This is a genomic window from Rhodoferax sp., from assembly GCF_018063565.1.
Classification (GTDB): Bacteria; Pseudomonadota; Gammaproteobacteria; order Burkholderiales; family Burkholderiaceae_C; genus Rhodoferax.
On sequence record NZ_JAGPBB010000036.1, the window covers coordinates 24,660 to 37,171 of the forward strand.

Genomic DNA, 12,512 nt, shown 5'->3' on the forward strand with positions numbered 1-12,512 from the left:
GATTGAGCGGTGCGGCGGGTTTTCGGGTTGAACTGCCGATTGCCCGCCCCACCATTTTGCAAGGCTAAAATTGTGCGAAAAGGTCAACGCCATGCATATTTTTTATCGCCCCAAATACCAGTCCGAAGCCACCCAGTTCATCAACCAACTCAAGGCGAACAAACCGGAGATCGCCGTTGGCCAGCGAGTGGGGCGCAGCTTGCTGTGGGACAAGACGGTGGACCGCGACGCCTGGCGATCATTTCGCGAGGCTGAGGTGGCGCAGCAAGCCTATGTCTATCAAACTTGCCCAAAAGAGTAGAATTTTAGGCCTCTAGCCCAATTTCAATAAGCGCTGACTGCTATAGTTTAGGTGGCAGATTAAGCCTCATGGTGACGGAGTTTGCAGCGTTACGGGCGGGTGACTGCGACCCTTTTGTCATGCCGACCGCCGTGGATCAGGTGGCGGTGGCGCGGTTGTACGGCGAGCCGCTGTTCAGCTTGCCACAAGATCTTTACATCCCGCCCGATGCGTTGGAGGTGTTTCTGGAGGCCTTTGAGGGGCCACTGGATTTGCTGCTGTACCTGATACGCAAGCAAAACTTCAATATTCTCGATATCCCGATGGCGGGTTTGACGCGCCAGTATTTGAGTTACGTGGAGGAAATCCGCCACCGCAATCTGGAGCTGGCTGCAGAGTACCTGCTGATGGCGGCCATGCTGATCGAGATCAAGTCGCGCATGTTGCTGCCGCCCAAGCCGCAGGCCCCCGGTCAGGAGGGTGAGGACCCGCGGGCTGAACTGGTGCGCCGCCTGCTTGAGTATGAACAGATGAAATTGGCCGCAGCGCGACTGAACGCCTTGCCACAGCTGGGTCGCGACTTTTTGGCCGCACAGGTGTATATCGAACAGTCGCTGCAGCCACGTTTTCCCGAAGTCACGCTGGTCGATTTGCAAGCGGCATGGGCTGCAGTGCAGCAACGCGCACGCTTGGTGCAACGCCACCACATCACGCGCGAGGAACTGTCAGTGCGTGAGCACATGAGTCAACTGCTCAAGCGCCTGCAAGGCCAACGATTTGTCGAGTTTGAAGATCTGTTTGATGCGGCGCGCGGCATGCCGGTGCTGGTGGTGACCTTCATCGCTTTGCTGGAACTGGCCAAAGAAACCCTGATTGAACTGACGCAGGCCGAAGCCTACGCCCCGATTTACGTCCGACTGGCTTACACGCCGTCTTAACCCGAGACATTGCCATGAATCCCAATCCCGCCGACTTGTCCGAACCGTTGAAATTTGACGTGCTGATTGTGGGCAGCGGACTGGCCGGTTTGAGCGCAGCGCTGCTATTGGCCCCGACGCAACGCGTGGCCGTGATCACCAAACGTGCGGTCTCCGAAGGCTCCAGCGGCTGGGCTCAAGGTGGCATCGCCGCCGTGTGGAACAAGGATGACAGTTTTGCCGCCCATATTAAGGACACCCAAATTGCCGGAGCCGGGTTGTGCGATCTGGATGCCACCCGATTTGTCGTTGAAAACGCCCCCAAGGCGATCGCCTGGCTGCAATCGATGGGTGTACCGTTCTCGCAGGAGGACGGACAGCTGCACCTGACCCGCGAAGGTGGTCACAGTGCGCGGCGCATTGTCCACGTCACCGACGCCACGGGGGCCGCCGTGCAGACCACGCTGATCGAGGCGGCGCTGAAAACGCCCAACATCACCCTGTTTGAACAACACACCCTGGTTGATCTGATCACCACGGACAAACTTGGCCTGCCCGGCAAACGCTGCCTCGGCTTGTATGCCCTTGACAGCGCAACTGGCCGCGTGCTGACTTTCCAGGCACCGCAAACCATACTGGCCACCGGGGGTGCCGGCAAAGTGTATCTGTACACCACCAACCCTGACACGGCCACGGGCGATGGCATCGCGGCCGCCTGGCGTGCCGGTTGCCGGGTTCAGAACATGGAGTTTGTACAGTTTCACCCGACCTGTCTGTACCATCCGCACGCCAAGTCGTTCCTGATCAGCGAGGCGGTGCGTGGCGAGGGTGGACGTTTGCTGCTGCCCGATGGCACCCGTTTCATGCCCAACCACGACCCCAGACTAGAGCTCGCGCCGCGGGATGTGGTGGCCCGCGCCATCGACTTTGAGATGAAAAAGGGCGGTTTTGACTGTGTCTATCTGGACATTTCACACCAGCCCCTGAGTTTCTTGCAAGAGCATTTCCCCAATATCTACGCGCGCTGCCTTGAGTTGGGCATCGACATCAGCAAACAGCCCATTCCGGTGGTACCCGCAGCCCACTACACCTGCGGCGGTGTGCTGGCTGACCTGCAGGGGCGAACGGACGTCGCCGGTCTGTACGCGATTGGCGAAACCGCCTGCAGCGGCCTGCATGGTGCCAACCGGCTGGCCAGTAACTCGCTGGTGGAATGCATGGTGTTTGCCCAGGCGACCACCACTGACATTGCCCAGGCGGATGCACCCGTGGCGGTCAAACTGCCGGCCTGGGATGCCAGCCGGGTGATTGACGCTGACGAGACGGTGGTGATCTCGCACAACTGGGACGAGCTGCGCCGCTTCATGTGGGACTACGTGGGCATCGTGCGTACCAACAAGCGGCTGGAACGCGCGGCACACCGCATTGCCCTGCTGCAGGGTGAAATTCACGAGTTCTATGCCAACTTTCAGGTCACCCGTGATCTGCTGGAATTGCGTAATCTGGTTCAGGTGGCAGATCTGATCGTGCGCAGCGCACAAAGCCGACACGAAAGCCGCGGTCTGCATTTCAGCCGCGATTACCCGGACTTGTTGCCCCAGGCCATCCCGACCGTCCTGAGCCCGCGCGCTTAACCTGACAAGCTGTTGCGTCAGACCAGTGGGGTAGACTCGCGCCCACTTTTTTTGGGAAATGCCCTCATGAATCCAGCCAACCCCCAGAACGCAACTCCCTACGGCACCTTGCCACCCGCCAGTGCGCCTGCGACACGCAAGCCGGTGAGCCTGCCGCGCCTGCAGGAAATGCGCGCCCGTGGTGAAAAAATCGCCATGCTCACCGCTTACGACGCCACGTTCGCGGCAGTGGCGGATGCCGCTGGCGTGGACTGCATTTTGGTGGGTGATTCCCTGGGCATGGTGTGCCAGGGTCTCTCGAGTACGGTGGGGGTGTCGCTGGAAACCATGCGTTACCACGTCGAGAGTGTGACGCGAGGGGTGCGCCGGGTGCAGGGTACTGCCTGGATCATTGGTGACCTGCCCTATGGAACCTACCAGGAGTCGCGTGAACAGGCGCTGCGCAACGCCGCCGTGCTGATGCAGGCGGGGGCTCACATGGTGAAGCTGGAGGGCGGCGGTTGGACCACCGAAACAGTGCGGTTTTTGGTGGAGCGCGGCATCCCGGTGTGCGCCCACCTGGGGTTGACGCCACAAACCGTGCACGCGCTGGGTGGCTACCGGGTGCAGGGCAAATCGGTTGAGGCGGCTGCCATCATGAAGCGCCAGGCGCTTGAACTGCAAGACGCGGGTGCGGCGCTGATGGTGCTCGAGATGGTGCCCGCAGCCTTGTCAGCCGAACTCACCGCCGAGTTGCCGCTTTGTCCGACCATTGGCATTGGCGCGGGCAGCGGCACTGCCGGACAAGTGCTGGTGTTGCACGACATGTTGGGTCTGAATCTGGGCAAGATGCCGAAGTTTGTGCGCAACTTCATGGCGGCGCTGCCTGGCATCCCCGGACAACATGGCATCAAAGAGGCGATGCAGGCCTATGTTGAAGCGGTCAAGAGTGGCAGTTTCCCGGACAATGCGCAGCATGCCTGGTAAGTATTCAAGAACCTCATTGGCAGCTAGCCCATATCCGGCAAGCGCAAGCAGCTATGAAAATCATTAAAACTATTGTCGAATTGCGCCAGCATCTGGCAGCCTTTAAACATCCTGCGTTTGTGCCCACGATGGGCAACCTGCACGACGGACACCTGGCGCTGGTGCGCCAGGCGAAACCATTGGGCGATGTGGTGGTGGTGAGTATTTTTGTCAACCGGCTGCAGTTTTTGCCCCATGAAGACTTTGATACCTACCCGCGTACCTGGGAGGCGGACTGCGATGCGCTCCAGGCTGCTGGTTGCGATGTGTTGTTTTCTCCCAGCGAAAAAGAGCTCTATCCCGAACCGCAAGGGTTTACCGTGCAGCCCCCGACCGAGCTGGCGAACATCCTGGAGGGCCATTTCCGTCCCGGTTTTTTTGGCGGTGTGTGTACCGTGGTCCTGAAGTTGTTTGCCTGTGTGCAGCCGCGGGTGGCCTTGTTCGGCCAGAAAGACTATCAGCAACTCATGGTCATCAAGCGAATGGCTCGCCAGTTTGCCTTGCCGATCGAGATCGTGGGCGGAGAGACCTTGCGTGCGGCCGATGGCCTGGCCCTGTCGTCGCGCAACAATTACCTCAAACCTGCCGAGCGGCAGGAAGCGGTGCATTTGTCGCAGGCGCTGCAAGGTATGGCAGCTGCTCTGCGAGGGGGTACCAGCGATGTCGCTACCCTGGAAGTTCAGGCCATGAGCGCCTTGAGTGCACGTGGCTGGCAGCCCGATTACATGGTGGTGCGTCGCCGCGCTGACTTGCAAGAACCCAGTCCAGCGGAGCTGACCACACTGGCGGCCCAGCACGGCTTGGTGGTGCTGGGCGCGGCGCGCATCGGTAGCACGCGCCTGATTGACAACCTTGAGGTCTAGCCGGGCCTTTGATTTTTCGATAAAGGATCCTCCCGTACCTCGCCACCGCTTGGTGGGCTAGCGAACAGACCCGCGCCGGGTCGGTCGCTAAGCTGGACATTCCAGAGACAACACAGTGGTGATGTTGTCCAAGAACCCAAGGAATGTTCATGAAAAAGTACGTGATGCAAGCCAGTGCCCTGCTGGGTGCTGCTCTGTTGTTCTCAGGCGTGAGTGCCGTGGCCCAAACGCTGTCCTCCAGCGACTACTCGAGTGGCAAAACCCGCATCAATTCGGAATACAAGATCGAAAAGCTGAATTGCAAGGCTTTGGCGGGCAATGCGCAGGACATCTGCGACGCTCAAGCCAAAGGCAAACGGGAGGTGGCGCTGGCAGCGCTGTACGACAGCTACAAGCCCAGCTCCAAAACCCGTTACAAGTTGCGCAATGCCAAAGCTGATGCCGTTTATGCGGTGGCCAAGCAGCAGTGCGATGACCGCGCCGGTAACCCCAAAGACGTGTGTATCGACCAGGCAAAAGCCGAGCGAACGACCGCCAAGGCAGAGGCCAGTGTCGAATACAAGACCGCCGCGGTGAATGCCACCGCTGCCACCATTTCGACCAATGCGCAAAATCGGGCCGACAACCAGGCGGCTGAGATCCGGACCGATGCGAATGCCGACGAGCGCGCAGCGCGCTATACGGTCGAGAAGGAAAGGTGCGATGCACTTGCGGGTGTCGCCAAGGACAACTGCCTGCGCCAAGCCAAACAGCAGTTTGGCAAGCTCTGATTCATTTTTTACCCCAAACCAGGAAATCACATGTCCAATGTTCTACCGGTCGACAAAGCCAGCAGTCTGATCGAGGCTGCTTCTCAAAGTGCTGACCACGCTATTACGGCCAGTCAACAAGCCGCCAATCAGGCCCTGGAGAATCTTGCCCAGGCCATGCAGGAGCTGCGCCACCAGGCCACACCGGTGATGGATCGGGCCAGCCAGCAGGTCAGTGACCTTGCCCATCGTGGCTTGAACAGCGTGCGGGAGACCACCTATCAGCTGCGTCAGAAGGCCGAGCATGCGTCGGAGAACACGGTGAACTACATCAAGCATGAACCGGTCAAGTCAGTGTTGATCGCGGCAGCCACGGGCGCAGCGCTGATGGCGTTGATCAGCCTCGTGAGTCACTCACGCAGCCACGACTGAGGGCCTTGCACCATGCACCCGCTATTGGCGGTGCTCACGGCGCGACCGCAATTGCTGGTGGACCATGCGCAGGCTTACGTTGCGCTGTTCCAGGAAGACGCCGCGCTGGCAAGCGCCGCCTGGTGGTACCGTGCAAGGCTGCAGTTAGTGGGGCTGTGCTGCCTGTGCGCCGCGCTGGTACTGGGTGGCGTGGCACTGATGTTGTGGGCCATCGTCCTGCCCGTGAACCTGCACCAGGTCTGGGCCTTGTGGCTGGTTCCGGCATTGCCGCTGGCGGCTGGACTGGCTTGCTGGTGGGTGGCAAGCACCTCAGGGCAAGCTGCGGCGTTTTCCAACCTGAGTCGACAAATTGCCGCTGATGTGACCATGCTGCGCGCTGCAGGTGCGCCATGACGGTCAACACGAGTGCCTGCGAGCGCCTGGTACGTTCGCGCGAGCGGCTGTTTGTCGCCATGCGGGAACTTGCCGCTTCGCCGGCTGACAAGCGGCGCCAGCCCAACGGGGGCGGGGCAGACCCATGGCCGCCAAACTTGAGATGCGGGTCGGGGGCAGGTCTTCTTGCCGAAATTGCCCAGTCCTGGTGGGCCAAGCAGCCCTGGCGGGTGGTTGGGATGCTTGGCATCGAAGCGGCTGGTTTGCTGTTGCGTCCTGTCGCGCAGCGTTATCCTCATGCGCTGATGGGTGCGGCCGCTGCCACTGGCGCGGTCGTTGTGCTGGTTCGTCCGTGGCGCTGGGTGTCGATCCCGGCGCTGCTGGCGCGTGTTTTGCCCAAAGTGCTGGCGGAAATAATCAGGCCGGGTCCTGTTCGGCCATGACCGATCGCCAAACCAGGCTTCGGGTACCCATGGGCTTGCCTCGGGAAAATCGGGCATTGCCTTACCTGCTGGTGGCGGCCTCTGCCGCGCTGCTGACCATTTTGTTGCCGTTCTTTGGTGCCATCCTGTGGGGTGCCATCCTGGCGCTGCTGTTTTCGCCTCTCTATCGTTGGCTGTTGCCGCATGTCAGTCAGCGACCGACACTTGCAGCCCTGATCACCATGCTGGTGGTGCTGTTCATTGTGGTGTTACCCCTGCTACTGGTGGCGGCGTCGCTGGTGCGCGAAGCAGCCATGGTGTATGCGCAGCTGCAAAGCGGCGAGCTCAAGCCGGAACTGTATTTGCGCGGCGTGTTTGACCGTCTGCCAACCGGCATCACCGACGTACTGGACCGTTTCGGTCTGGCCACTTTTGGTACCTTGCAGCGTCGGATCATCCTGGTGCTGACACAAGGCACCCAGTACATCGCAACACAAACCTTCAACGTGGGTCAGAACACCTTTGAGTGGGTGGCCAGTGGTTTCATCACCCTGTATCTGTCGTTTTTCCTGATTCGCGACGGCAACGCCGTGGCTCGCGCCATCTGGTTGACCGTGCCGCTGGCCAGCGATCACAAGCGGGTGCTGCTGGATAAGTTCACGACAGTCATTCGAGCCACCGTCAAGGGCAACCTGCTGGTTGCCGCCATTCAGGGGGCTCTCGGCGGGATCGGGTTGGCCGTGCTGGGGGTGCCGGGTGCCTCCTTGTGGGCCGTATTGATGGCCGTCATGTCGCTGCTACCGGCGGTGGGTGCCGCCTTGGTCTGGTTGCCGGTTGCGGCTTACTTTTTGCTGATCGGGGCACTGTGGAAAAGTTTGGCACTAACGCTGTATGGCGTCCTCGTGATCGGCCTTGCCGACAATCTCTTGCGTCCGATGTTGGTGGGCAAAGACACGCGGATGCCCGACTACGTGGTGATGATCACCACTTTGGGCGGTATGGCGGTTTTTGGGATCAACGGTTTTGTGTTGGGGCCAGTCATTGCCGCGATGTTCATCGCCGTCTGGCATATCCGCGTCGTGTCGGTGGCCGATGCCTAACGCTTTGGTACTTCATTGCTTTGCCAATGTGGGTTAACGCACAGATGGCGCGGGCAGCAACTCCGACACTGCGCTCGTGAAACACCAAATCATGCAAGCTGACCAGCTCAAGTTCTTCACGAATGTCACAGCGGACGACCAGCGTGGCCGCAACACATCATGAAGTACAAAGACTACTATGCCACACTGGGCGTAGCGCGTGATGCCGATCTGGAGCAGATCAAAAAAGCCTACCGCAAGCTGGCACGCACTTACCATCCTGACTTGTCCAAGTTGCCCGATGCTGAAGCACGCTTCAAGGACATCGCCGAAGCCTATGCCACTCTGAAGGACACGGCCAAGCGCGCTGCCTACGACGAGTTGGGTCATCCCACCGCCGGCGCCGAGTTCTCTCCGCCGCCACAATGGCGTGAAGACTTTGCGGCAGGCGGGCCTGCCTTCGAAGACCTGGACCTGGCGGACTTGCTGGCAGCACTGGGTCGGGGACAACGTGGCGCCAGGGCAGCGCCGGTGCCAGTCAAGGGGCGGGATTTTGAAAGCACCATCACGCTCGATCTGGCCGATGCGCGCCACGGTCGCACGGTCACGCTGAATCTGGCTGATGCTGCGGGTGAGCGCACACTCGAGGTCACCGTCGCACCCGGTGTGCGCCAGAATCAGAAGCTACGCCTGCGCGGTCAAGGTGGCAAAGGCTTGTCCGGTGGGCCAGATGGTGACATCTACCTCAACATCGCTCTGGCACCGCACCCGGTGTTCCGACCCGATGGACTGGATGTGTATTTTGACCTGCACCTGTCTGCCTGGGAGGCGGCGTTGGGTGCCGACATTGAAGTTCCCACGCTGGACGCCCCGGTCTTGCTCACCGTGCCTGCCGGTTCGCGATCGGGCCGCAAACTGCGATTGCGCGGCCGGGGTCTGGCCCAAGGACGCAGTGATCTTTTCGGTATCGTCCAGATCGAGTTCCCGGCGCACCTGACTGACGCTGAGCGGACGCTATACGAAGAACTGGCCCGCATTTCAGCTTTCAACCCGCGCGTGCGCGCCCAAGGAGTAAACCCATGACACTCGGTAGGCCTCAAGTGGGTTGCCTTGACACCCGCGAAACCGTTGGTTTGGCTGAATTGTCCCACTGCTGCGGGCTCAGCGAAGCGGAACTGGATGAACTGGTGGCGTATTGTGCGCTGGTCCCGCTGACTTCGCCGTCTCTTGAGCCTGCATTCAGCGTCCAATGGGTTGCCCCACTGCGTAACGCCGCCAAACTGCGGTTGGACTTTGATCTTGATCTCTTTACGGTGGCGATATTGCTCGATCACCTGTGTCGCATCGAGATGCTGGAGCGGCAACTGTCGGCCCTGCAGGCTCTGTTACCGTCGCAGCAATTGCCCTCCTAGCGTTGTCCCAAATGCGCACGGCGCAAGGCAACCTGTCGAAAGCGTGACTGTTCCAATCTGCCACTTTGCCGATGAACGCGAAACGATCCGTGGAGTCCACTCCCAACCCATCGAACCTGTTGCCGACGCCGGTGCAACAAGCTGTGGCTTCAGCGGATACGCCTTGGTGTCAGCGCGAGGTCAATGCGCTCTTTGAGGCGCAGTCTGTGGATCCTTCGGTCGGGCTTTGCCAGGACGAGGTAGCCCGTCGGCTTGCCATTGCGGGCGCGAACGTATTGCCAGGTCAGTCCCGGCGCGGCGTCGTCACCTTGCTGCTGGCACAGTTCAGCGACTTTATGGTGTTGGTGTTGCTGGTGGCCGCGGGCGTGTCAGGTTTGATAGGGGAACTCATCGACACGCTGGCGATCCTGGTGATCGTGGTGCTGAACGCAGTGATGGGTTTTGTGCAAAGCTGGCGTGCCGATCAGGCCATGGCGGCACTGCAGCAACTCGCTGTTGCCCAGGCCAATGTACTGCGTGACGGCCAAACACAGATGCTCGATGCCAGTGCCTTGGTGCCTGGCGACATCGTGCTGTTGGAAGCGGGCAATCACATCCCCGCCGATCTTCGTCTTTTCGAGCTGGCACAGTTACAAGTCGACGAGTCGGCGCTGACCGGTGAATCCGTGACTGTGGCCAAACAGACGACCGTGCTGCCTGCCAACGGTCACAGCGCGTTGGGCGATCAATGCAACATGGCGTTCCGGGGTACCACCGTTACGCTGGGGCGTGCGCGCGGGGTTGTCGTGGCAACTGGCAGAAGCACTGAGCTTGGCAAAGTGGCGAGACTGCTTGACCAGGATGACCGCAGCACCCCGTTGCAAAACCGCTTATCCGCATTTGGAAAGCGACTGGCGCTTGTGGTGATTGGTATCTGTGTCATCATTTTCGTAGCGGGCCTGGGGCGCGGCGAGCCTGTGCTGTTGATGGCCTTGACTGCGATCAGCCTGGCCGTGGCGGCAATTCCCGAGGCTCTGCCTGCCGTGGTCACCGTGTTGCTGGCGCTGGGAGCGCGGCGCATGGTGGCGGTGCACGCCTTGGTCCGACGTCTGCCTTCGGTGGAAACACTGGGCTCGGTCACCACCATCTGCTCGGACAAAACCGGTACCCTGACACAAAACAGAATGCGCGCCGAGCTGCTGTGGACGCCAGTTTCGTCCTGGGTGCCCGGCACCGGGCTTGCGGGGCCAGAGGTTCTGGAAGCGCTGCGTGCTGCGATCCTTTGCAATGACGCTCACCTTGGCCAGCGCGCGGGCAGCAGGGAATCGACCAGCAGCTGGCAGGGTGACCCGACAGAAACTGCCCTGGTGGATGCCGCCGCATCCGCCGGGTTGGACAAGGTGCAGCTGGAGGTCCATTGGCCCCGGCTGCAGGAGCTACCGTTCGATTCCAGCCGCAAACGCATGACCACGCTGCACCGCGTCGGCAGCGGGTTTGTGGCTTATACCAAAGGTGCGCCGGAGTCACTGCTGACCCATTGCACCACGCGATGGTCACCTGATGGTGCACAAGCGCTGGACGGCGCCGCCGTCATGGACCAGGCGCACGCCATGGCCAGCCGCGGACTGCGGGTATTGGCGCTGGCGCGGCGCGACCATGCGGTGATGCCGGACGCCGATGTGCTGGAAGCACCGCAGGCGTTCCAGGCGATCGAACGTCATTTGCAGTTTCTCGGGTTGATTGCGCTCATGGATCCACCGCGCCCAGAGGCAGCCGTCGCCGTGGGCGATTGCATCAGCGCCGGTATTACGCCGGTCATGATCACCGGCGACCACCCGGCTACGGCACGTGCCATTGCACAACGGCTGGGCATTGTGTCCAACGGACAAGCCACGGTGCTGACCGGAAAGGAGCTGAGCGCGCTGGATGACGCTGCACTGCTGACCCGTGTCGCCGATGTGCGCGTCTACGCCCGGGTGGACCCGGCGCAAAAAATCCGCATTGTGGAGGCACTGCAGGCACGAGGGCAGATCGTGGCCATGACCGGCGACGGTGTCAACGATGCCCCGGCGCTGAAGCGCGCCGACATCGGCATCGCCATGGGCAAAGGCGGCACCGACGTCGCACGTGAAGCTGCCAGCATGGTGTTGCTGGACGACAACTTTGCCACCATCGTGGCAGCGGTGCGCGAAGGGCGGCGCATTTTTGACAACATCCGCAAGTTCATCCGTTATGCCATGACCGGCAACTCGGGCGAGATCTGGACGCTGTTTTTGGCACCGTTGCTGATGCTGCCGATCCCGCTGTTGCCAATTCATATTTTGTGGATCAATCTGGTCACAGACGGACTGCCCGGCTTGGCGTTGGCAGCCGAGCCAGCTGAGCGTGGCGTGATGCAACGCCCGCCGCGGCCACCCACCGAGAACCTGTTTGCCGGTGGCATGTGGCAGCACATTCTGGGTGTCGGGCTGTTGATTGGTGCGTTGTGCCTGGGCGTTCAGGCCTGGGCGCTGTCTACTGGCCATGCGCACTGGCAAACCATGGTGTTTACCGTGCTGACGCTGTCGCAAATGGTGCATGTCATGGCCATTCGCTCTGAACGAGATGCGCTGTGGACCCAAGGCTTGTTGAGTAACAAGCCACTGTTGGGTGCGGTGCTGCTGACCTTTGGGCTGCAAATGGCCACCATCTACGTGCCAGTACTCAACCCGATCTTCAAGACCCAACCACTCAGTCTGGCAGAACTGGGCATATGCCTGGGCGCGGCAGCGGTGGTCGGAGTGGTGGTGGAGCTTGAAAAAGCGTGGCGCAGGCAGCGGCCTGCAGCATGAGCACGACCTATTGTGAGTCGTGCGCTGTGCTACCCACCCGGTCCCCGCATGGCGCAAACACCGTGCTGGGCCAGTGGTCTGCTGCTGGAGTTGTACCTGTTGAACGCCTTCATACGGTTCCAATTTGGTCAACAGGGTTGATGGATGCCGCGCGAGAGCCTTGATGCGACAAGGTCGGTCCAGAGCCGGATCAAACCAATGGACTGGATTATTTCTTGAGTGTGTCTCAGCCCTGTACCAGATCGGTGTTTGATGTGGCGCAAAATTGAGGCACTCTCCGCACTTTTACCTCGGATACCATCATGCTTCAAAAATTTTCCGCCTTCGCCGGCGTGCCCGGTCCCGTTGTCGTCATCGTGATGGACGGCTACGGTTTGTCTAAGTTCGACGCGGGCAATGCCATTGCCGCCGCCCGCAAGCCGGTGCTGGAACGCCTGTTTGCACAAGCACCCCACATCAGCCTGCGCGCCCATGGCACGGCTGTGGGCATGCCGTCGGATGATGACATGGGGAACTCGGAGGTTGGCCACAACGCCA

The 12,512-nt window shown here is 60.7% G+C and carries 13 protein-coding genes and 1 pseudogene; all 14 read left to right on the forward strand.

Annotation, left to right across the window (positions count from 1 at the left end; all coding sequences use genetic code 11):
• The first annotated feature begins 91 nt into the window (after positions 1-91).
• Positions 92-301: a DUF3460 family protein gene (locus tag KBF66_RS10210; RefSeq protein ID WP_296656004.1), complete on the forward strand. Its 210-nt coding sequence runs from the start codon at positions 92-94 to the stop codon at positions 299-301.
• 119 nt (positions 302-420) lie between these two features.
• A complete protein-coding gene (locus KBF66_RS10215; RefSeq protein ID WP_296656006.1) occupies positions 421-1,218 on the forward strand; it encodes a ScpA family protein in 798 nt (265 codons plus the stop codon).
• A gap of 14 nt (positions 1,219-1,232) precedes the next feature.
• The gene (nadB, locus tag KBF66_RS10220) at positions 1,233-2,831 is read left to right on the forward strand and encodes an L-aspartate oxidase (RefSeq protein ID WP_296656008.1); all 1,599 of its coding nucleotides are present in this window, start codon (positions 1,233-1,235) and stop codon (positions 2,829-2,831) included.
• Between the two features lie 66 nt (positions 2,832-2,897).
• Complete coding sequence (gene panB, locus KBF66_RS10225) at positions 2,898-3,797, forward strand: 3-methyl-2-oxobutanoate hydroxymethyltransferase (protein ID WP_296656011.1); 900 nt, start codon at positions 2,898-2,900, stop codon at positions 3,795-3,797.
• A 53-nt stretch (positions 3,798-3,850) separates the two neighbouring features.
• Positions 3,851-4,699 (forward strand): pantoate--beta-alanine ligase, encoded by an 849-nt coding sequence (gene panC, locus KBF66_RS10230; RefSeq protein ID WP_296656014.1) that lies wholly within the window; start codon positions 3,851-3,853, stop codon positions 4,697-4,699.
• Between the two features lie 149 nt (positions 4,700-4,848).
• On the forward strand, positions 4,849-5,469 hold the full coding sequence (locus tag KBF66_RS10235) for a hypothetical protein (protein WP_296656017.1): 621 nt from the start codon (positions 4,849-4,851) through the stop codon (positions 5,467-5,469).
• Between the two features lie 30 nt (positions 5,470-5,499).
• On the forward strand, positions 5,500-5,880 hold the full coding sequence (locus KBF66_RS10240; RefSeq protein WP_296656020.1) for a hypothetical protein: 381 nt from the start codon (positions 5,500-5,502) through the stop codon (positions 5,878-5,880).
• A gap of 12 nt (positions 5,881-5,892) precedes the next feature.
• The gene (locus tag KBF66_RS10245) at positions 5,893-6,273 is read left to right on the forward strand and encodes a hypothetical protein (RefSeq protein ID WP_296656022.1); all 381 of its coding nucleotides are present in this window, start codon (positions 5,893-5,895) and stop codon (positions 6,271-6,273) included.
• Entirely contained in the window at positions 6,270-6,695 is a 426-nt protein-coding gene (locus KBF66_RS10250; protein WP_296656024.1) for a hypothetical protein, read from the forward strand. Before KBF66_RS10245 ends, KBF66_RS10250 begins: the two co-directional genes overlap by 4 nt.
• A complete protein-coding gene (locus tag KBF66_RS10255; RefSeq protein WP_296656026.1) occupies positions 6,692-7,774 on the forward strand; it encodes an AI-2E family transporter in 1,083 nt (360 codons plus the stop codon). Before KBF66_RS10250 ends, KBF66_RS10255 begins: the two co-directional genes overlap by 4 nt.
• Before the next feature lie 159 nt (positions 7,775-7,933).
• Positions 7,934-8,836 carry a DnaJ C-terminal domain-containing protein gene (locus tag KBF66_RS10260; RefSeq protein WP_296656028.1) on the forward strand — a complete coding sequence of 301 codons (903 nt, stop codon included), beginning with the start codon at positions 7,934-7,936 and terminating at the stop codon, positions 8,834-8,836.
• Positions 8,833-9,165 (forward strand): chaperone modulator CbpM, encoded by a 333-nt coding sequence (locus tag KBF66_RS10265; RefSeq protein ID WP_296656031.1) that lies wholly within the window; start codon positions 8,833-8,835, stop codon positions 9,163-9,165. Before KBF66_RS10260 ends, KBF66_RS10265 begins: the two co-directional genes overlap by 4 nt.
• Before the next feature lie 71 nt (positions 9,166-9,236).
• Entirely contained in the window at positions 9,237-11,975 is a 2,739-nt protein-coding gene (locus KBF66_RS10270) for a cation-translocating P-type ATPase (protein WP_296656033.1), read from the forward strand.
• A 302-nt stretch (positions 11,976-12,277) separates the two neighbouring features.
• A pseudogene (locus KBF66_RS10275) lies at positions 12,278-12,512 on the forward strand (hypothetical protein); the annotation flags it as partial.

Coding starts and splice junctions, on each gene's coding strand:
- nadB (WP_296656008.1), top strand. CDS start 1,233: ATGAATCCCAATCCCGCCGACTTGTCCGAACCGTTGAAATTTGACGTG.
- panB (WP_296656011.1), top strand. CDS start 2,898: ATGAATCCAGCCAACCCCCAGAACGCAACTCCCTACGGCACCTTGCCA.
- panC (WP_296656014.1), top strand. CDS start 3,851: ATGAAAATCATTAAAACTATTGTCGAATTGCGCCAGCATCTGGCAGCC.
- KBF66_RS10240 (WP_296656020.1), top strand. CDS start 5,500: ATGTCCAATGTTCTACCGGTCGACAAAGCCAGCAGTCTGATCGAGGCT.
- KBF66_RS10270 (WP_296656033.1), top strand. CDS start 9,237: ATGAACGCGAAACGATCCGTGGAGTCCACTCCCAACCCATCGAACCTG.
- KBF66_RS10245 (WP_296656022.1), top strand. CDS start 5,893: ATGCACCCGCTATTGGCGGTGCTCACGGCGCGACCGCAATTGCTGGTG.
- KBF66_RS10255 (WP_296656026.1), top strand. CDS start 6,692: ATGACCGATCGCCAAACCAGGCTTCGGGTACCCATGGGCTTGCCTCGG.
- KBF66_RS10250 (WP_296656024.1), top strand. CDS start 6,270: ATGACGGTCAACACGAGTGCCTGCGAGCGCCTGGTACGTTCGCGCGAG.
- KBF66_RS10260 (WP_296656028.1), top strand. CDS start 7,934: ATGAAGTACAAAGACTACTATGCCACACTGGGCGTAGCGCGTGATGCC.
- KBF66_RS10210 (WP_296656004.1), top strand. CDS start 92: ATGCATATTTTTTATCGCCCCAAATACCAGTCCGAAGCCACCCAGTTC.
- KBF66_RS10235 (WP_296656017.1), top strand. CDS start 4,849: ATGAAAAAGTACGTGATGCAAGCCAGTGCCCTGCTGGGTGCTGCTCTG.
- KBF66_RS10265 (WP_296656031.1), top strand. CDS start 8,833: ATGACACTCGGTAGGCCTCAAGTGGGTTGCCTTGACACCCGCGAAACC.
- KBF66_RS10215 (WP_296656006.1), top strand. CDS start 421: ATGCCGACCGCCGTGGATCAGGTGGCGGTGGCGCGGTTGTACGGCGAG.